Below are 22,949 nucleotides of genomic sequence, written 5' to 3' on the forward strand. Positions count from 1 at the left end.
TTTAGTGGACACTATCATGGTATTAATGAGGTAGGAAAAGTGGGGTCCACTGGACGCTTACGGCTTATAGGATAGGTTGGTAAGATAAGTTCGCCGGATGCGTACCTTCTTAAGTTTATTAGTTCAGACTTACTTAAAGAAAATCCCAGTTTTAAGAGATTAAAACTGGGATTTGGGTTTGACCAGATATGCTGCCTTTGCAACATATCTAAGATGAGTTTTAGATAATGATATTTACACCACCTGCAGCAACGATCTCATTCTCAACCCATACTTTGGCACTAGAATCACTCCAAGTATACTCAGTCATGGTGACATTATTGGCATCTGTAATAACAGCTCCTTTAATAGCACCTGTTTCCAATGTAACTTTATCAGCAGCATCACCGTAGATTGCCAATATATCAGTATCAGAAATATCTAGAACATCCTGAGCTGTCAGAGTAAGTGTTGATCCTTCTGCTTCATTACCCAAATTAATGTGCTCAATACCTGTGATGTTATTATGCAAGGATAGATCAAGATTGATTCCTCCCAATAATGTCAAAGTATCAATGCCTAAGCCACCATTCACAGATTCAAATCCAGTGCCAGATATCATAATCTTATCATCGCCTGAACCGCCATTCATAGTGTCATAACCATTACCATCAAAAAGTAAGTCATTACCGGCACCACCATTTAGCACGTCATTACCTGTACCACCGCGCAGCAAATCGTTACCATTATTGCCATTCAGTATGTCATCACCATCAAAGCCATATAAACGCTCACTTGATAATCCTAATACGCTACTATCCAAAACATCATTTCCAGAAGTTCCTTGAATAATATCCGGATTACCACTCTGACCGATTAGACCTTCAAGAACCGCTGCATCAGCAAGAGAAGCGATAATATCGCTATCTGTTGAATTATAGCTGTCAGTTGCTGTAATGGTGAAAGTACCCAATACACTGACATCCAGCGTTAATCCACCATTCAAGGTTTGTAAGACAGTTAACAAGTTGATGCCGTCAGATTGTAATCTTACTGTCGCAAGCAACTCATTAATTGCCCAGTTATCGATATCACCGCCGTCAATTGCAGTAATCGTGAGTGTTGAAGTCGGACCTAAAAGACCTAGTAATCCAGTATTTTCAACCGTAAAATTTAGACCTAGATCTTTAGCAAGTTGAGCAGAAACTTCCAGATAAGCATCACCTAAAGCAACATTCGCGACACCCGCAAATTTAACTACAACTGTACGAAGATTGTTATCCACATCCAGCGCGACCATTGCTTGGCGGCTTAAATCAATAACGCCTAGTACATCTGCACCAATTAGGCCTAGCAAGTTGGCATCAAATGCCTGTGTTACTGGTGGCGCATTTCCATCTAACTCAAATGCAGGATCTGAACTATCAAAAGCAATAGTTGTATCTACAGTGTCTTTATCATTGTCTGTGAGAACGATATCAAAAGTAGAAACTCCTTCTGTGGACAGAGTTGAATATTCCTGATCAACTAAGAGGTTTCCATTTTTCAACAACTGTTCAATCACTTCAAGGTTTGATTGGCCATTGACCAGATCAGTATTGGTAAAGATGATACGCTGGTCTACTGTTGTGCTAACGGCACCTGAAGTACTGATATCAAGTATCGTATCATCTGCAACACCATCACCATCACCATCAACTATACTGAAAGATAAATAGTTGGTGAGATTACCGGCTAATAGATTTGCGATAGCACGTTCGTTTTCTAACAAGCCACGCAGATCAAGAATATCTCCACCACCGGCAACTGGTTGTACATTGAAATCAGCAATAATATCAGTTGCTAATGATGTACCTTGATCGCCTTTCTCAAAGAGGAAAATATCATTGCCTGTTCCACCAACCAGAGTATCATCACCTGTACCACCAATCAGCGTATCATTACCTGATCCACCATTGAGGATATCTGAATCCGCTCCTCCTCGCAGTAAATCATTACCATCACTACCCGCTAGCTGGTCATCACCTGCGTAACCATATAAACGTTCGTCTGTAGTTAGACCATTATTATCACCAGTCTGCAGATCAATACCTGAGGTACCTTCCCAAATTGGTGAAGGATTGTTAGAAGGATTCAGTAAATTAAGCCCAGCGAGATCAGTTTCTGCAGAATCTGTAACGACATTTCCTTGGTTATCTGTCACTGTCATTGAAATTGTAGGAAGCAGATTCACAGATACAATACTGCCTTGATCCACATAAACAGTAGCCAAAAATTCATTTAACTGCTGATTATCAATCGTTCCTCCACCTACTTTTTCAATAGTAATATTGGCAAATGTTTGAAGGAGCCCCCCTAGTCCGTTACGATCTGGAGTGACTACCAAACCAAACTCATCCGCCAACGCCTGAGACCAACGGATATCATAAGAGTCTAAAAGGGAAATGCCTAATGATGTCATTTCCACTACGACTTGGGTGATATCATTGTTCGGATCAGTGGCTGTAAATTGCTGGTTGGTACCAACACCCACCAAACCAAGAGCACCTGCATTTACCAATCCCAACAAACTCGCAGAAGAATTGACATTCACAATTGGTGCTTCATCAATTGCCGGTCCTGACTCAAGTTTAGCGTACTCATAACTACCCGTGAGCATATTGACAATCAGGAGATCGCCACGGTTGGTATAAATGGTTAACTCATCTGAAGCCGGGTCAAATGTATATGTCGTACCATCCGCGGTGCCTGTAGGCGTGATCGTATCTGCACCATTATAGGTTAACGTATAATCTGCAAAGGTTACACTTTGGACATAACCACCATCGGCACCAAAACCAACTACAAGCTCACCTGAAGTCGTTTCACCCGCCGATACCTGAACCCAATTGTCTGGGTAGCTATAATCAACAAGAAGATTACCCGTATAGAGCAAATCGTTGAGGATCTCCTGTTGAGTCTTCCCTGTGACAAGATCAACATTCGCAAGAATGATAACCTGATCATAAGAAGTTGATACTGTGCCATTTACACTTACCCGGATAATGGTATCGTCTGCAATACCATCACCGTCACCATCAGCCTTTTCAAATGATAGATAGTCCGTTAAATTGCCCGTTTGTCCAATCAGATGATTTTCACCTTGTAACAAAGTGCGCAGATCAATCACATCTCCGCCAGCACCCAAAGTAAAGTCGGTAATAACATCAACTGGTTTATAGCTGATGACACCATCACTGTTAAAGTCCTGAACTATGGTCACTTCCGGTGATGAATAAGTACTTACTAGAAGACCAGTATCCACCGTTACACTATCAGTACTCGCAGTAGATATTGTGTCACCTCGCTGAAGCGTCGCTGTCACAGTTAAAGTTTGCTCCTCACCAGGTGATGGATAGCTTCTTGTAATTGGGCCTGCATCAATAATTGCTTGAGTCAGTACAATCGTTTCGGTAACTCCAGTATTTGTCACGATGACTAACTCATCCCCAACTGCAGAACCAGATGCCAAAGCTATAGAAACATCAATATTACCTTGTAACTCTCCTGCATCTAGAATTCCGTTGTGGTCTGTTAATAAACCATCATTAGGTAGATTACCAAGACCATTGCCATCATCTTCAGTAATTGTAACAGTCGGCTGAAGGCCGTTAGTCATCGCACCAATCACCGCAGTTGCAGTACCAGGTTTACTTACATAGGTTGAACCTACACTGAGCATATGAACAGCTGTCACTGTAATTTGTTGACCTTCTACTGGTGCTGTGACTGGCACTAAAATATAGCCTGTAAGGATATCTGAGGCAGTCAAGGTAATATCTTGTGTTGTTGTAACTATTCCAACAGTCGTTGTTACACGAATAACTTGACCAGCTATATAACCAACAACATCAATTTTTGCATCAAGCGTAGTTGGAGCTGTCATAAGCTGATCGCCCAGACTCAATTGGAAGATATCAGACCCTGTTCCACCGGTTAGCTCATCTGAACCTTGTCCACCATTAAGCAGATCAGCACCTGAACCACCATTTAAGAGATCATTTCCTAAACCACCATCGAGCAAATCATTGCCATTATTGCCATATAACTGGTCATCTCCAGCACCACCATAGAGTTTGTCATTTCCATCAGAATCACCGCCTTCGTCGACAGAATTGTAACCATAGAGTCGATCGTTTCCTGAACCGCCGAATACAATGTCAGATCCGCCAAAACCGTACACAGTGTCATTACCCACACTGGTAAAGTAAACATCATCACCCATGTTCACTCCAGATGTACCAGTCACAGTATCATTTAAACCAGCAGCGTAACCCAATACACTACCACTATTCAGAACATCAGTTTCCAACCAGTCTGAACCCAGTTTGGTGTCACTAAACCCTGAAGTATCGGTCACGGTCAAGGTAGATACTGCCATCATATCGTTGGTAGCACTTCCTCCCATCAGACCACGCATCATCTGGTACAGGGTAGTTAACAACACATTAACGGCTTGATTATCCATTGATGTTGGAGCTACTGGTGTAACGGTAAAGATTAAATCTCCTCCTGTAGTCCAATTAATTTCCAAACCTAATTCAGCAGCAAACTCCGACTTGAATAAAACCCCTGAATCATTATTCAGTAGTGTTCGTAAAGTATCCGTATTGGTGCCAGATGGGATAGATAAGACAACACTAGCAAGATTGTTATCCGATGCCCAGGCCAATAGTTTCTGATCTGTACCAAATTCCAGAATATTCAACAGTTGTGAATCAACACGCGCAATATCGGGATCCGCATCTGACAGCACTGCTACAATATTATCCGTCCCCTCATATGTTGGCACGGAGGAAGCAGCTGTCATCATGGCAACCGGCATATCATCTTCAACATCTATCGTAAAGTTATAGGTTGAACCATCCATAACAGTACTAAATTGAAGTGAAAGTACATCCTCAACATCGACAACAGGATGATCTAATGGCGCCAGTAAGGTAAATGTATATTCACCATTTGCTTTGACTATTAAAGTTGCAACAGGCGTAGTTCCAGCTACTCCAGTTAGAGTATAGGTATCTGTTCCGTCTCCACTTGGTGTCCATGTCACAGGAACTCCATCCGAGTTTAGAGGTGCTGAAATTAATGTGACTGAAGTCACTGTTGTAACAGGAGATATAAGATTCAGCGCCGCCATAACTGTTGTTACGTCGGTCGTATCTGTCGGGGATCCAAGCATATCTGGCTGACCCAATGGTAGGCCTTCTTCAGATACAGTCGGTTGACCCACGATCAGCGTTAAGGTTGCTGTATCTGTAAACTCACCATCTGTTACCGTATAGAGATAGGTATCTGTTCCCATCCATCCAGAGGTAGGTGGGGTATATACATAACTACCATCACTCGTAATAACAATTTGCCCACCTTGAGTTGTCGTGTAAGTTCCAGGTGCTTGTACACTCAAGCTACTATCCACATCTGTATCATTGGCCAACACACTCACTTTAGATGTAAATGTCGTATCTTTTACAACATAAGCAAGATCATCTACTGCAACAGGCTCATCATTCACAGCACCAACAGTAATTGTCAAAGTTGCGGTATCAAAGAACTCTCCATCTGTAATTGTGTAATCAACGCTATCTGTACCATTGAAATTCGCTACAGGTGTATAGACATACTGCCCGTCCGCAGCAATCACGATCGTACCACCCTGAGTCGTCGTATATGTAGCTGCAACTGCTGTGAAACTGCTATCAACATCACTGTCATTCGCCAACAGGCTGATTGTTGAAGTAAATACAGTATCTTCTGTGCTACTAATCGCATCATCTGCTGCTATTGGAGCATCATTTACAGAAATTACATTAATATTCACAGTAGCTGTAGAAGTCTCACCATCACTATCCCTAATGGTGTAAGTGAAACTTGCAGGACCATTGTAATTAGCGCTTGGCGTAAATATGACATTTCCATCTATATCAAGAGCCACAGTACCATTGGTTGCATTTTGCACCGAGGTAATGCTAACTGGTGCATCAAGCAAGCCTGTATCATTACTTAACAGATCAGCTGCTGTGATATTAAGTACAGTATCTTCGTTAGTAGCAAAGTTGTCATCTACTGCAACTGGCTGAGCTTCATTGACTGCTTCAACAACTATGCGTAATGTTCCTACATCTGTTAGTGATCCATCCGTAATGGTGTAATCAACCGTGTCTATACCGGCAAAATTAGCTGCTGGCATATAAACATATTGGCCGTCTTGCGAGATCACAATCGTACCGCCTTGCGTAGTCGTGTACGTACCTGCAACCGCTGTAAAGTTGCTATCAACATCGCTGTCATTCGCTAACAGACTAATGGTTGAAGTAAATATGGCATCTTCTGCAACTGTAATCAGATCATCTATCGCTACCGGGGCATCATTCACCGGAGTCACGCTGACGTTGACTACGCTGCTGCTGGTACCGCCCTTGCCATCTGTCACGCTGTAGCTAATGGTGTCTGCACCGGTATAGTTCGCGTTCGGTATATAGCTGAGTGTGCCATCTGCATTGATTGTCACTGTGCCATGCAACGCGCTCGCTGCAGTAACAGTTAACGTATCATTTTCAGCATCCGTGTCATTGCCCAGAACAATAATGGTGGCTGCAGTGTCTTCAACCACCGTTGCGGTATCCGGATTGGCCACAGGTGCATCATTCACCAGGCTGGTCGCCGGCATTGCCGCTGTACCAGTCACAGGCGTTGTACCATCAGTCACTGTTACACTGACTGCAGGAAGGTTTCCACCTCCGTTCACCCAGTCCGCACCCGCCTGGGTCAAGCTTACAACACCCGTCGCAGGATCAATGCTGTAGTAGCCGTCCGGATTGTTAGTCAGGCTGTAAGTCAGCGTATCGCCTTCGGCATCGGTCGCATTCGCATCCGTCACCACCATACCTGCCATCGCGCTGTTTTCTGTAATGCTGGTCAAGCTATCAGTGAAGCTCAGTACCGGGGCATCATTCACCGGAGTCACGCTGACGTTCACTACGCTGCTGCTAGTTCCACCATTGCCATCGCTAATGCTATAGCTAATGGTGTCTGCACCGGTGTAGTTCGCGTTCGGTGTATAGCTGAGTGTGCCATCTGCATTGATTGTCACTGTACCATGCAACGCGCTCGCTGCAGTAACAGTTAACGTATCATTTTCAGCATCCGTGTCATTGCCTAGAACCGTAATCGTGGTTGGAGTGTCTTCAACCACCGTTGCTGTATCTGGAGTTGCTACAGGCGCATCATTCACCAGGCTGGTCGCCGGCATTGCCGCTGTACCAGTCACAGGCGTTGTCCCGTCGGTCACTGTTACGCTGACTGCAGGAAGGTTTCCACCTCCGTTCACCCAGTCCGCACCCGCCTGGGTCAAGCTTACAACACCCGTTGCAGGATCAATGCTGTAGTAGCCGTCCGGATTGTTAGTCAGGCTGTAAGTCAGCGTATCGCCTTCAGCATCGGTCGCATTCGCATCCGTCACCACCATACCTGCAGTCGCACTGTTTTCTGTAATGCTGGTCAAGCTATCAGTGAAGCTCAATACCGGGGCATCATTCACAGGGGTCACTGTGATGGTTAACGTTGCAGTATCTGTCAGTGAACCATCTGTAATGGTGTAGTCAACAGTATCGATACCGGTGAAATTCGCTGCTGGCGTATAGGTATACGTACCATTCGTCGCAATCGAAATTGTTCCACCTTGGGTGGTTGTGTATGTGCCAGAAACCGCTGTGATGCTGACGCTGTCTAGATCTGTGTCGTTCTGCAACAGGCTAACCGCTGAACTGTATACCTGATCTTCATTGATGATAATTTCATCATCCATCGCCACAGGTGCATCATTCACCAGCGTGGTCACCGGCATTGCCGCTGTACCAGTCACAGGCGTTGTCCCGTCGGTCACTGTTACGCTGACTGCAGGAAGGTTTCCACCTCCGTTCACCCAGTCCGCACCCGCCTGGGTCAAGCTTACAACACCCGTTGCAGGATCAATGCTGTAGTAGCCGTCCGGATTGTTAGTCAGGCTGTAAGTCAGCGTATCGCCTTCAGCATCGGTCGCATTCGCATCCGTCACCACCATGCCTGCCATCGCGCTGTTTTCTGTAATGCTGGTCAAGCTATCAGTGAAGCTCAATACCGGGGCATCATTCACCGGAGTCACGCTGACGTTGACTACGCTGCTGCTGGTACCGCCCTTGCCATCTGTCACGCTGTAGCTAATGGTGTCTGCACCGGTGTAGTTCGCGTTCGGTATATAGCTGAGTGTGCCATCTGCATTGATTGTCACTGTGCCATGCAACGCGCTCGCTGCAGTAACAGTTAACGTATCATTTTCAGCATCCGTGTCATTGCCTAGAACCGTAATCGTGGTTGGAGTGTCCTCGATCACCGTTGCGGTATCCGGATTGGCCACAGGTGCATCATTCACCAGGCTGGTCACCGGCATTGCCGCTGTACCAGTCACAGGGGTTGTACCATCAGTCACTGTTACACTGACTGCAGGAAGGTTTCCACCTCCGTTCACCCAGTCCGCACCCGCCTGGGTCAAGCTTACAACACCCGTCGCAGGATCAATGCTGTAGTAGCCGTCCGGATTGTTAGTCAGGCTGTAAGTCAGCGTATCGCCTTCGGCATCGGTCGCATTCGCATCCGTCACCACCATACCTGCCATCGCGCTGTTTTCTGTAATGCTGGTCAAGCTATCAGTGAAGCTCAGTACCGGGGCATCATTCACCGGAGTCACGCTGACGTTCACTACGCTGCTGCTAGTTCCACCATTGCCATCGCTAATGCTATAGCTAATGGTGTCTGCACCGGTGTAGTTCGCGTTCGGTGTATAGCTGAGTGTGCCATCTGCATTGATTGTCACTGTACCATGCAACGCGCTCGCTGCAGTAACAGTTAACGTATCATTTTCAGCATCCGTGTCATTGCCTAGAACCGTAATCGTGGTTGGAGTGTCTTCAACCACCGTTGCTGTATCTGGAGTTGCTACAGGCGCATCATTCACCAGGCTGGTCGCCGGCATTGCCGCTGTACCAGTCACAGGCGTTGTCCCGTCGGTCACTGTTACGCTGACTGCAGGAAGGTTTCCACCTCCGTTCACCCAGTCCGCACCCGCCTGGGTCAAGCTTACAACACCCGTTGCAGGATCAATGCTGTAGTAGCCGTCCGGATTGTTAGTCAGGCTGTAAGTCAGCGTATCGCCTTCAGCATCGGTCGCATTCGCATCCGTCACCACCATGCCTGCCATCGCGCTGTTTTCTGTAATGCTGGTCAAGCTATCAGTGAAGCTCAGTACCGGGGCATCATTCACCGGAGTCACGCTGACGTTGACTACGCTGCTGCTGGTACCGCCCTTGCCATCTGTCACGCTGTAGCTAATGGTGTCTGCACCTGTGTAGTTCGCGTTCGGTGTATAGCTGAGTGTGCCATCTGCATTGATTGTCACTGTGCCATGCAACGCGCTCGCTGCAGTAACAGTTAACGTATCATTTTCAGCATCCGTGTCATTGCCCAGAACAATAATGGTGGCTGAAGTGTCCTCGATCACCGTTGCGGTATCCGGATTGGCCACAGGTGCATCATTCACCAGCGTGGTCACCGGCATTGCCGCTGTACCAGTCACAGGCGTTGTCCCGTCGGTCACTGTTACGCTGACTGCAGGAAGGTTTCCACCTCCGTTCACCCAGTCCGCACCCGCCTGGGTCAAGCTTACAACACCCGTTGCAGGATCAATGCTGTAGTAGCCGTCCGGATTGTTAGTCAGGCTGTAAGTCAGCGTATCGCCTTCAGCATCGGTCGCATTCGCATCCGTCACCACCATGCCTGCCATCGCGCTGTTTTCTGTAATGCTGGTCAAGCTATCAGTGAAGCTCAGTACCGGGGCATCATTCACCGGAGTCACGCTGACGTTGACTACGCTGCTGCTGGTACCGCCCTTGCCATCTGTCACGCTGTAGCTAATGGTGTCTGCACCTGTGTAGTTCGCGTTCGGTGTATAGCTGAGTGTGCCATCTGCATTGATTGTCACTGTGCCATGCAACGCGCTCGCTGCAGTAACAGTTAACGTATCATTTTCAGCATCCGTGTCATTGCCTAGAACCGTAATCGTGGTTGGAGTGTCCTCGATCACCGTTGCGGTATCCGGATTGGCCACAGGTGCATCATTCACCAGGCTGGTCACCGGCATTGCCGCTGTACCAGTCACAGGGGTTGTACCGTCGGTCACTGTTACGCTGACTGCAGGAAGGTTTCCACCTCCGTTCACCCAGTCCGCACCCGCCTGGGTCAAGCTTACAATACCCGTTGCAGGATCAATGCTGTAGTAGCCGTCCGGATTGTTAGTCAGGCTGTAAGTCAGCGTATCGCCTTCGGCATCGGTCGCATTTGCATCCGTCACTACCATGCCTGCAGTCGCACTGTTTTCTGTAATGCTGGTCAAGCTATCAGTGAAGCTCAATACCGGGGCATCATTCACAGGAGTCACGCTGACGTTCACTACGCTGCTGCTGGTACCGCCCTTGCCATCTGTCACGCTGTAGCTAATGGTGTCTGCACCGGTATAGTTCGCGTTCGGTGTATAGCTGAGTGTACCATCTGCATTGATTGTCACTGTGCCATGCAACGCGCTCGCTGCAGTAACAGTTAACGTATCATTTTCAGCATCCGTGTCATTGCCCAGAACAATAATGGTGGCTGCAGTGTCTTCAACCACAGTTGCTGTATCTGGATTGGCCACAGGTGCATCATTCACCAGGCTGGTCGCCGGCATTGCCGCTGTACCAGTCACAGGCGTTGTACCATCAGTCACTGTTACACTGACTGCAGGAAGGTTTCCACCTCCGTTCACCCAGTCCGCACCCGCCTGGGTCAAGCTTACAACACCCGTCGCAGGATCAATGCTGTAGTAGCCGTCCGGATTGTTAGTCAGGCTGTAAGTCAGCGTATCGCCTTCGGCATCGGTCGCATTCGCATCCGTCACCACCATACCTGCCATCGCGCTGTTTTCTGTAATGCTGGTCAAGCTATCAGTGAAGCTCAGTACCGGGGCATCATTCACCGGAGTCACGCTGACGTTCACTACGCTGCTGCTAGTTCCACCATTGCCATCGCTAATGCTATAGCTAATGGTGTCTGCACCGGTGTAGTTCGCGTTCGGTGTATAGCTGAGTGTGCCATCTGCATTGATTGTCACTGTACCATGCAACGCGCTCGCTGCAGTAACAGTTAACGTATCATTTTCAGCATCCGTGTCATTGCCTAGAACCGTAATCGTGGTTGGAGTGTCTTCAACCACCGTTGCTGTATCTGGAGTTGCTACAGGCGCATCATTCACCAGGCTGGTCGCCGGCATTGCCGCTGTACCAGTCACAGGCGTTGTCCCGTCGGTCACTGTTACGCTGACTGCAGGAAGGTTTCCACCTCCGTTCACCCAGTCCGCACCCGCCTGGGTCAAGCTTACAACACCCGTTGCAGGATCAATGCTGTAGTAGCCGTCCGGATTGTTAGTCAGGCTGTAAGTCAGCGTATCGCCTTCAGCATCGGTCGCATTCGCATCCGTCACCACCATACCTGCAGTCGCACTGTTTTCTGTAATGCTGGTCAAGCTATCAGTGAAGCTCAATACCGGGGCATCATTCACAGGGGTCACTGTGATGGTTAACGTTGCAGTATCTGTCAGTGAACCATCTGTAATGGTGTAGTCAACAGTATCGATACCGGTGAAATTCGCTGCTGGCGTATAGGTATACGTACCATTCGTCGCAATCGAAATTGTTCCACCTTGGGTGGTTGTGTATGTGCCAGAAACCGCTGTGATGCTGACGCTGTCTAGATCTGTGTCGTTCTGCAACAGGCTAACCGCTGAACTGTATACCTGATCTTCATTGATGATAATTTCATCATCCATCGCCACAGGTGCATCATTCACCAGGCTGGTCGCCGGCATTGCCGCTGTACCAGTCACAGGTGTTGTCCCGTCGGTCACTGTTACGCTGACTGCAGGAAGGTTTCCACCTCCGTTCACCCAGTCCGCACCCGCCTGGGTCAAGCTTACAATACCCGTTGCAGGATCAATGCTGTAGTAGCCGTCCGGATTGTTAGTCAGGCTGTAAGTCAGCGTATCGCCTTCAGCATCGGTCGCATTCGCATCCGTCACCACCATGCCTGCCATCGCGCTGTTTTCTGTAATGCTGGTCAAGCTATCAGTGAAGCTCAATACCGGGGCATCATTCACCGGAGTCACGCTGACGTTGACTACGCTGCTGCTGGTACCGCCCTTGCCATCTGTCACGCTGTAGCTAATGGTGTCTGCACCGGTGTAGTTCGCGTTCGGTATATAGCTGAGTGTGCCATCTGCATTGATTGTCACTGTGCCATGCAACGCGCTCGCTGCAGTAACAGTTAACGTATCATTTTCAGCATCCGTGTCATTGCCTAGAACCGTAATCGTGGTTGGAGTGTCCTCGATCACCGTTGCGGTATCCGGATTGGCCACAGGTGCATCATTCACCAGGCTGGTCACCGGCATTGCCGCTGTACCAGTCACAGGGGTTGTACCATCAGTCACTGTTACACTGACTGCAGGAAGGTTTCCACCTCCGTTCACCCAGTCCGCACCCGCCTGGGTCAAGCTTACAACACCCGTCGCAGGATCAATGCTGTAGTAGCCGTCCGGATTGTTAGTCAGGCTGTAAGTCAGCGTATCGCCTTCGGCATCGGTCGCATTCGCATCCGTCACCACCATACCTGCCATCGCGCTGTTTTCTGTAATGCTGGTCAAGCTATCAGTGAAGCTCAGTACCGGGGCATCATTCACCGGAGTCACGCTGACGTTCACTACGCTGCTGCTAGTTCCACCATTGCCATCGCTAATGCTATAGCTAATGGTGTCTGCACCGGTGTAGTTCGCGTTCGGTGTATAGCTGAGTGTGCCATCTGCATTGATTGTCACTGTACCATGCAACGCGCTCGCTGCAGTAACAGTTAACGTATCATTTTCAGCATCCGTGTCATTGCCTAGAACCGTAATCGTGGTTGGAGTGTCTTCAACCACCGTTGCTGTATCTGGAGTTGCTACAGGCGCATCATTCACCAGGCTGGTCGCCGGCATTGCCGCTGTACCAGTCACAGGCGTTGTCCCGTCGGTCACTGTTACGCTGACTGCAGGAAGGTTTCCACCTCCGTTCACCCAGTCCGCACCCGCCTGGGTCAAGCTTACAACACCCGTTGCAGGATCAATGCTGTAGTAGCCGTCCGGATTGTTAGTCAGGCTGTAAGTCAGCGTATCGCCTTCAGCATCGGTCGCATTCGCATCCGTCACCACCATACCTGCAGTCGCACTGTTTTCTGTAATGCTGGTCAAGCTATCAGTGAAGCTCAATACCGGGGCATCATTCACAGGGGTCACTGTGATGGTTAACGTTGCAGTATCTGTCAGTGAACCATCTGTAATGGTGTAGTCAACAGTATCGATACCGGTGAAATTCGCTGCTGGCGTATAGGTATACGTACCATTCGTCGCAATCGAAATTGTTCCACCTTGGGTGGTTGTGTATGTGCCAGAAACCGCTGTGATGCTGACGCTGTCTAGATCTGTGTCGTTCTGCAACAGGCTAACCGCTGAACTGTATACCTGATCTTCATTGATGATAATTTCATCATCCATCGCCACAGGTGCATCATTCACCAGCGTGGTCACCGGCATTGCCGCTGTACCAGTCACAGGCGTTGTCCCGTCGGTCACTGTTACGCTGACTGCAGGAAGGTTTCCACCTCCGTTCACCCAGTCCGCACCCGCCTGGGTCAAGCTTACAACACCCGTTGCAGGATCAATGCTGTAGTAGCCGTCCGGATTGTTAGTCAGGCTGTAAGTCAGCGTATCGCCTTCAGCATCGGTCGCATTCGCATCCGTCACCACCATGCCTGCCATCGCGCTGTTTTCTGTAATGCTGGTCAAGCTATCAGTGAAGCTCAATACCGGGGCATCATTCACCGGAGTCACGCTGACGTTGACTACGCTGCTGCTGGTACCGCCCTTGCCATCTGTCACGCTGTAGCTAATGGTGTCTGCACCTGTGTAGTTCGCGTTCGGTGTATAGCTGAGTGTGCCATCTGCATTGATTGTCACTGTGCCATGCAACGCGCTCGCTGCAGTAACAGTTAACGTATCATTTTCAGCATCCGTGTCATTGCCTAGAACCGTAATCGTGGTTGGAGTGTCTTCAACCACCGTTGCTGTATCCGGATTGGCCACAGGTGCATCATTCACCAGGCTGGTCGCCGGCATTGCCGCTGTACCAGTCACAGGCGTTGTCCCGTCGGTCACTGTTACGCTGACTGCAGGAAGGTTTCCACCTCCGTTCACCCAGTCCGCACCCGCCTGGGTCAAGGTCACAACACCCGTTGCAGGATCAATGCTGTAGTAGCCGTCCGGATTGTTAGTCAGGCTGTAAGTCAGCGTATCGCCTTCGGCATCGGTCGCATTCGCATCCGTCACCACCATACCTGCCATCGCACTGTTTTCTGTAATGCTGGTCAAGCTATCAGTGAAGCTCAGTACCGGGGCATCATTCACAGGAGTCACGCTGACGTTGACTACGCTGCTGCTGGTACCGCCATTGCCATCGCTAATGCTATAGCTAATGGTGTCTGCACCGGTGTAGTTCGCGTTCGGTGTATAGCTGAGTGTACCATCTGCATTGATTGTCACTGTGCCATGCAACGCGCTCGCTGCAGTAACAGTTAACGTATCATTTTCAGCATCCGTGTCATTGCCCAGAACAATAATGGTGGCTGCAGTGTCTTCAACCACAGTTGCTGTATCTGGATTGGCCACAGGTGCATCATTAACTGAACTAACCATAATGGTCAACGTACCAGTATCCATCAACGAACCATCTGTAATGGTGTAGTCAACAGTATCAATACCTGTGAAATTCGCTGCTGGCATATACACATACTGACCATCTTCCGCGATCACAATCGTGCCGCCTTGTGTAGTCGTGTACGTACCTGCAACTGCAGTGAAACTACTGTCAACATCACTATCATTCGCCAATAGGCTGAATGTTGAAGTAAATACAGTATCTTCAACAATGCTGATCACATCATCTATTGCAACAGGAGCAGTTTCCTTTACTGATACCGAATCACTATCACCCGCTGCCACAGCCAATCCCACCAAAGGAATCAAAGCCAGTAACCAATACGGATTAAACTCATAGGCGGCTGCAACCAAAGGTTCACCACCCAATGCCTGACCAGCACTGACTTCTTCAGCCAGCATGCTTACAGCATGTTCTTGCAAACCACTTTCCGGCACATAGGCATAATAACTGCCATTTTCATGCAGACCGATCAGTAAATTGCTGGTCACCCCATCGTGACCATAGTAATCCTGAATAATCAGGTCAGCATCAAGTGGATCTGATGAACCGTCTTCAAAACCAATATGCAAGTCATTGCCCACACGCTTAATTTTAATATTTTCAGGGGCAAATTGAGTTGCATCATCAATCAACTCGTAATTGACATTTTTTTGGGCCTGAATAATCACAGGCTGATCAGGTGTTTTGGTAACGTTAAGAGTTGAAATTATTTTCTTAGCACTATGTATTTTTACAGTAATGGTTTGATTATTCATAAGGTTAATCCTGATCTGCTAGCCAGATTTTAAAAATTTATTAGAAAGTTCAATTAGATTTAAAAAGTTTTATTCAGCTTTAATGCCGTAAGTAATAATTTCTACACGTCGGTTAGGCAGATCACATTGCTCATGAGCCAGCTTGTCTTTTGCATAACGACTCTGACAATCACTGACCACCAGGTCTTGTTCACCGCGTCCTTCGACTGAAATATTCTGTCTAGCCACACCATACATTGTCAGTAAATTACGCACTGTTTCAGCACGTCGCAAAGATAACTGCTGATTAAAAGCTTCGGTTCCTACAGGATCGGTATAGCCAAGAATGCTAATATGGCTAATCTGACTTTGTTCATTGATAATTTGATCTGCGATTGTTTTAACTTCTTCGCGACCTTTTTTTAACATGTCATTTGGGCCTGATTTTGCATAAGCAAATAAGGTATTTGCCTGTAAGGTATATTTCTTCAAGACAGTTTGGACAGGGACATTGACATAGACTGGTTTTGCGCACACCTTATTTTTTTCAACACGTGGGAGCGTATGGGTTTGTTCACGAACGGTAGGAAGGATCTGCTGGGCCTGTGCTTCTGTTAATGGCTGAATTTTAATAGACTGATTAGCATCCTCAACAAGTTTAAAATACTGAATTTTCCCTGCAGGCAAGTCATAGACCTGAGTTTTCTGCCGTACCTTTGAATAATCCAGCTCACTTTGGGTAAAAGCAGCACTCATTTGAGTCGGATTTGCACATACAGGCAGCATTTTATAACCGCCCGGTTGAAGCGAAGTTAAATACTCTCCTTCCAGAAAAATATTAACGGCTGGACCATTGAATGCATTTTCCTCTCGGAGAAAAACTGCCATTGTTTGATCCGGTCTAATATGATCAGGCAAAGTCATAGATGCAGGATTAAATGTTTTCCAATGCTCTAAAGGAGACTGATTATTAATAGAAGCACATCCCGACCAAAAAATAGAAAGCCCCGTTATTAAAACTAATTTTTTAATACTCATATCCCACCACCCTTCAGCCCTTAAAAAAGCAAATCCAATGTAAAATTATTAAAAAAAGTATGGATTTATGTGACTTAATTCACATTTAAACTTAATAATCATATAAAAAATATACTCAAAAAAATAGTATAAAAATCATCTTTTTTAATTTATTTATATCTCTTTTTATTAATAGAAAAAAGGTTTTATTTCTATTTAAATTGGAACTTAAATAAGAATAATTTTTATTAATATTAATTTTTCTTGAGGATTTTATATTAATAATTTACAATGACTTGCTTATATTTATACGTGATGAATAATCTATGTAAGACATGATTTTAGTTAATTAAATGAATATTTATGGTACATAAATTACACTTCTAATACATTAATTACATAAAAAATACACCAAATAACAAAAACTTCTACCAAAGAAATAAAGTTAAAAATACACATTTCATTGCAACTTTGTGCTGAATAATGAAGTAATCAAAGTGAGTCACTCAAAATCACGCACCCGGTTTCAAGCTAGAAAACGAGATTCTTCTCTGCATACAGCATTGAAGTAAACACTAGAGCTTGTTCGATTTGTTTTGATCAAAGTGTTCCGGAGATGATGCTGACCTCTAGACGAGACCTATATATTCAAGCCTGACTACTGCAGGTTGATATTTTTCAGCTTTCCAAACCATTCCCTTGAAGATAAAAACTTAAATGTTGTGATCCTAAACACAGCAGGCATTCCTGTTTAAAAACTGCGGCTGTAGTCTCCTTCAAAGATTCGATATTTTATAAACCAAAATCACTTCTAAGTTGATTTCCCCATCATCGTGCTGTGTATTTTTAATATGCATCTCCTCAATTAAATCCAGTAAAGCCCAGCAGATACTGACAGGAAGTTTTCAGCTCATGTATGTCTTATCCAATCTCAAGTGAATAAAAAAGCCAAATTTCATAAAAATTTGGCTTAAGTTTTTAAATTAAAATATATTTTTATTTAGCGTTCCTGCAATGCCTGCTTCATACGGGTAATTGGCTTGATCAGGTATTGAAAGATGGTTTTTTCTCCAGTCTTGACATCCACACTGGCAATCATACCGGGAATAATCGGCATGGATTGTCCATTTTTATCCGTCAGTGAATTTTTATGGGTTTCCACTAAAATCCGATAGTAAGCTTCGTCTGGATTTAGATTCAGTTCACTTGGTCGCGCCTTGTCACGTAAGGTATCAGGACTGATCAGGGTTACTTTACCTTCTAGTCCACCATACAGCGAATAATCATAAGCAGTAATTTTTACAATTGCATCTAGCCCCGGACGGACAAATGCCACATCTTGCGGACGGATATACGCTTCAACCAGTAATTTGTCATCCAGTGGTACAATTTCCATAATGTCTTGTCCCGCCTGAACCACGCCACCCAAAGTATTGATTTTAATGTTTTTCACAATACCCCTTAATGGTGCCCGAATTAAGCTGCGGTCTACAGGATCAGCACGCATTGCCATATTTTCTTTGGCCTGTGCCAGTTCAGATTCAATTCGAACCAGCTCGTTGTTGGCGTCGGCCGCATACTGGTTGCGTTTTTCATTGATTTGCAAAGCAAGATCTGAAGACTGCCGACGCATACGCAGCAATTCAACTTCTGACATCACACCTTCTGCAACCATCGGTGCAGTAATCCCAATTTCCCGGTCCAGCATGGCTTTACTTTGCTGCAAACCGGATACAGCATCTTCAACTGCACGACGACGGGCTTCATAAGCGGCACGTTCACGACGCTGCAAGTCTGGACTAATCCCTGCAGGAAATTGAATCGAGGTTCCGTAAGATTCTGCTCGCAAGCGGGCTGCCATGGCTTCCAGGTTGGCAACCTTGGCCTCGCTTTCACGTAATACTGCGGCACTCCGGGTATCATCCAAAGTGAGGAGAATTTGCCCTTTTTCGACCACATAACCTTCTTTGACCCGCATTTCCTTGATGGTTCCCGGGTCCAGGCTTTGTACAATTTGTTCGCGACTGGTCGGAATGACACTGCCTTGCCCCCGAGTCACCTCTTCAACCGTACTGTTGTAGGCCCAGATCACGAACACCACCAAAAACACAAACAGCAAACAGATCATCCAAAATAAACCGGTATGCTTTTCTTTTTGCAAGGCAGCATTCAGATCATTCACCAATTTCAGATCTTTGGAATGTATCTTTTCAGATGACTTGGTTGGATTATCCTTCATACATTTTACTCAATATTATGTGTGTCGCTGGCTCGGGCTTTATTAATTCAAGTCAGATTTAGGCCGTTGGATACTCTACTTCAGCTGTCTGGGTGGCATTCGTATCGGTCTGCGTTGGACTGTTGGTTGCCACTGAACCCGCCATAGCCGTAGGTCGAATCACCCGTTGTGTCGCTGTACGTGCTTTTTGCTCATTTTGTGTCAACTTTTTAAGCACGGCATCACGCGGTCCATCCATGACAATTTTGCCTTGATCCATCACCACAATTCGATCGACAATGCTTAACACCTGCATCCGGTGAGTCACAACCAACAGAGTTTTGTCTTTACACCATTGCCCCAGGGCTTGTAGCGCTTTCTGTTCTGTGCCTTGATCTAGCCCTGTAGTCGGTTCATCCAGAAGCACCACTTTCGGATGACGCAAGGTCAGACGCGCCAAAGCAATAATCTGTTTTTGCCCGCCAGACAAACCTTGCCCATCCTCACCCAAGGGCATATCCAGACCTTTAGGATGGTTTTGAATCATCTGTTCCAGACCAAAACGTTTCAGTGCATTAATCAAATCCTGATTACCGCTAAAACCATCCTGACGGGCCAGGTCCAGATTTTCACGTAAGGTGCCCAGGAATAAGCGAGGCGACTGGCCCAACATTGCGATCTGATTCCGCAGATAATTCGGATCAAGCTGTCTTAAATCGACGCCATCTAAAGTGACATTGCCCTGACTCGGAGTAAATAAGCCACTGACAAGTTTCAGCATGGTGGTTTTACCACTGCCAATTTTACCCAAAATCCCGACTTTCTCACCCGGCTTCAACTGTAAACTGACATTTTTCAACACCTCTGGCGTATCTGCCTGGTATTTAAAACTGACCTGCTGCACATTCAGCTCACCTTCAACCCGATCCAGACTGATATATTCACGCTCTGGATCACGCTCAATTTTTCGGTCAATAATGCTTTGTAAACCTTGCATCCCCACTTTGGCTTGTTGAAAGCGAATCGCCAGGTTGGCAATTTGCGCCAAAGGAGCCAGCGCACGACCCGATAAAATCACGGCGGCAATCAACGCCCCCATGGTAATTTTAGAATTGGTATCAGGACTATGAATCAGATAAGTCCCCACAATCACCAAAATCACCGTATTGAGTTGCTGAATACCAACCGAAAAATTCACCACAAAATTGCTTAAATCACGGGTTTTAGTACTTGAAGCTGCACTGCGGGCTGTATAAAAATCCCACTTTTCTTGCGCCCAGCTGGCAGCATTGTTGGTTTTTAAGGTTTCAATCCCTTCAATGGCCTCAACCGCCAAGCCTTGTCGTTGCGAGCCTTCACGCATGGACTCATTGATATAACGTGCAAGAGGACCTTGTGCCAAAAAACCCACCAGCATCACAATAGGGATCAAAATTAAAGGTACCAAAGCTAATTTTCCGGCAATCAGCCAAATCACGGTGATAAATAACAATAAGAACGGCAAATCCACCAAAACCAGCAAACTGGCACTGGTCATAAAGTCACGTACCGACTCAAACTCGCGCAAGTTGTTAGCATAAGCCCCTGAAGAAGCAGGTTTTTCCGACAAATCTAGGCTCATCACCCGTCTAAAAATCGCCGAGCTGATGATCAGGTCTGCTTTTTTCCCTGCAATATCGGTTAAATGTCCACGAATCATCTTGGCAACAAACTCAAAGAAAATCGCCAAAATGACCCCGATACTCAGCACCCACAGCGTTTCATAAGACTTGTTTGGAATTACACGGTCATAGACGTTCATGACATAGAGCGAACTGACCAATGCCAGAAAGTTGATAATGAAAGTCGCCAAAATGACTTGATAATAATAGGAACGGAAACGCCAGATCACCTTCCAGAACCAGGCTTTAGGCATATGATATTCGGGTAATTCTGAACGTAAATCACTGGCCAGTTTTGGCTTGATAAACCAGCAATATCCCAGATACAGCTCATTCAGTTGTTGTTGAGTAAGTTTCTGCTTTAAACCATCGGTCTGCTGAATGTCATAAACTCGCTCATCCCCCACACCATCAATATGGGTAACCACGGCTGCATGTTCATCTTTAAGCACAACCACCACAGGCATGGCTAAGGACGGAATATCCTGCAAACTTCGCTGTGCCAGGGTATTGTCAAAACCATGAGTTTTTAACACTTCACCCAATGAATGATAATTGACCTGCAGGTTCTGATCCTGGGTGACCTGTGCCATAAGCGTAGCAACAGAAATAGGTGTTCCCAGAAGCTGGGTCACTAAAGCGATATGTTCGATAATTGATTTCATGAACTTTTTGATAACCTTTTTTATTCTGTCGCAATGCTGGATTAAAAGTTAAGGCTGTATCGACCAGGTCGTGTTGCTCGAACCCATCGCCCAGGTTGAGATTTTCCCCTGTGCCCGTAAATACGCCAGGGCTGCCATACGAAAATCATTTTGTGCCGTTACATAAGCCATTTCCACTGCAGACAGTTCATTATAGGCATTCAGTACATCAACCAAAGTTTTTCGTGCAATCTTAAATTGCTTTTCATTGGCAATCACTACATCACGTGAAGCTGCAATTTGTTGCCGGGTAATGTCCATTGTTTGTTTGCTTTGAAACATATCAATTTCTGCAGTTCGGGCACGTTCTTCTATATCTCGCTGAATTTGCCCTAATCGTGCATTTGCTGCCACAATCGATTGTCCACCCTGCTCAACTGAATATTTTGTCGCTTGATTAAACATATCCCACGACATGCTCAAATAAACTTGACGATCTTCAGTGGTGACATTTCCTTCTAAATTAATACTTGGATAGCGTTTGGTTTGACGATATTTATGTTCGGATCGGATACTGTCCAATTCAGCTTGTTGTGCCTGAAAAGAGGGATGCTGGCTAGGATGGGTCAAGCTATAACGATTCACAACATCCGTGACGGAAAGATCGGCAAATGGATCACGCAATCCATCTGGAGAAACATCAGCTGTATATTTTTTCAGATTACTTAAAGCAAAGCCCAGCTCACGCTGTAAACCGCTGATCATATGTTCAACCTGCATCTGCCGGGCTTTAGCCTGAATCAGTTCAGAACGACGCCCCTGATCATATTTCACAATAATCCCAATATCCTGGGTGAATTTATTGTGGCGTTCCAGACTCCGGTTTTGTACAACTAAGGACTCTTGGGCACGCAAGGCTTTAATATATTCACTGCCAATGGTGTAGCCTAATTCTTCTGAAGTTTCACCAATTTTTTCATGGAAATACGCTGATTTTCTTTTATCGCGCTCGACCTGCGCACTAATGGCTCCAAAAGAATATAAATTCAGGGTGCCACGTAAACCCGGTGTGAAGTCTTCACTGGCATAATCGGTACGATCTTTATGGGATTGACCCAGAACTTGATTCGCGGTCACTGCCAAAACTGGATAATGCAAGGCCTGTGACTCTTTAACTTTACTAATCGCCGCTTGCTCATTGGCTTGCGCTTCAATCATCAATGGATCTTGTGTTAATGCATTCTGTAGCAATATTTTGAGATCCGCTGCATAAACCGGGGAAGTCAACATTAATGTGGTGAACAGCACCATCACCTGATTTTGAGGATATCTCACAACAGATCTATGACTTTTTTTCATATTCAACTTTAAGTGATTATTACATAAAAAATAATGATGACTTTCAATAATTAGCTTTAAGATTTCTACTGTGTTCTAATCAAAAACTCGGTATTAACCATCCAAATTAATGTGAAAAATATCACATTAATTAGAGCATTTTCGGATTTTAAAGCAACAACTCATTAAAATACAGACTAAACACATGAAACTTTCATTAATTTTTTGCTCTATTATCAAGTGACTATATTTTTTAAGTAGGTAACTTTCTCCCCTCTTTTTTCCGGAATTTTAATTCTATTCCTCGACAGTAAGCCTCTTGCATCAATGATGCAAATATCCATTTTTTGATCATGATTTGTACCGTCAACTTGCAGGATTTATACATAATTTATGTATAAAATCGATCAGCTCAAAGAAACCAAATCCCATCTCTTTCCCAGATC

At 45.9% G+C, this 22,949-nt stretch carries 5 protein-coding genes; all 5 read right to left on the minus strand.

Translation table 11 applies throughout. The annotated features are described in order from the left end of the window. Positions 1 to 220: 220 nt before the first annotated feature. The 5 genes from ABJ384_RS10555 to ABJ384_RS10575 all read right to left on the minus strand — a co-directional run bounded on the left by ABJ384_RS10555 (position 221) and on the right by ABJ384_RS10575 (position 22,500). Positions 221 to 15,646, minus strand: a complete 15,426-nt coding sequence (locus ABJ384_RS10555; RefSeq protein ID WP_349927217.1) for an Ig-like domain-containing protein — start codon at positions 15,644 to 15,646, stop codon at positions 221 to 223. Positions 15,647 to 15,715: 69 nt separating this feature from the next. After that, positions 15,716 to 16,513: an OmpA family protein gene (locus tag ABJ384_RS10560; protein ID WP_349927219.1), complete on the minus strand. Its 798-nt coding sequence runs from the start codon at positions 16,511 to 16,513 to the stop codon at positions 15,716 to 15,718. A gap of 1,129 nt (positions 16,514 to 17,642) precedes the next feature. Beyond that, a complete protein-coding gene (locus ABJ384_RS10565; protein ID WP_349927221.1) occupies positions 17,643 to 18,881 on the minus strand; it encodes an HlyD family type I secretion periplasmic adaptor subunit in 1,239 nt (412 codons plus the stop codon). Between the two features lie 58 nt (positions 18,882 to 18,939). Beyond that, positions 18,940 to 21,186 carry a type I secretion system permease/ATPase gene (locus tag ABJ384_RS10570; protein WP_349927222.1) on the minus strand — a complete coding sequence of 749 codons (2,247 nt, stop codon included), beginning with the start codon at positions 21,184 to 21,186 and terminating at the stop codon, positions 18,940 to 18,942. A gap of 48 nt (positions 21,187 to 21,234) precedes the next feature. Next, on the minus strand, positions 21,235 to 22,500 hold the full coding sequence (locus ABJ384_RS10575) for a TolC family protein (protein WP_349927224.1): 1,266 nt from the start codon (positions 22,498 to 22,500) through the stop codon (positions 21,235 to 21,237). Positions 22,501 to 22,949 lie beyond the last annotated feature (449 nt).

This window comes from Acinetobacter sp. A1-4-2 (assembly GCF_040233925.1).
Taxonomy (GTDB): Bacteria; Pseudomonadota; Gammaproteobacteria; order Pseudomonadales; family Moraxellaceae; genus Acinetobacter.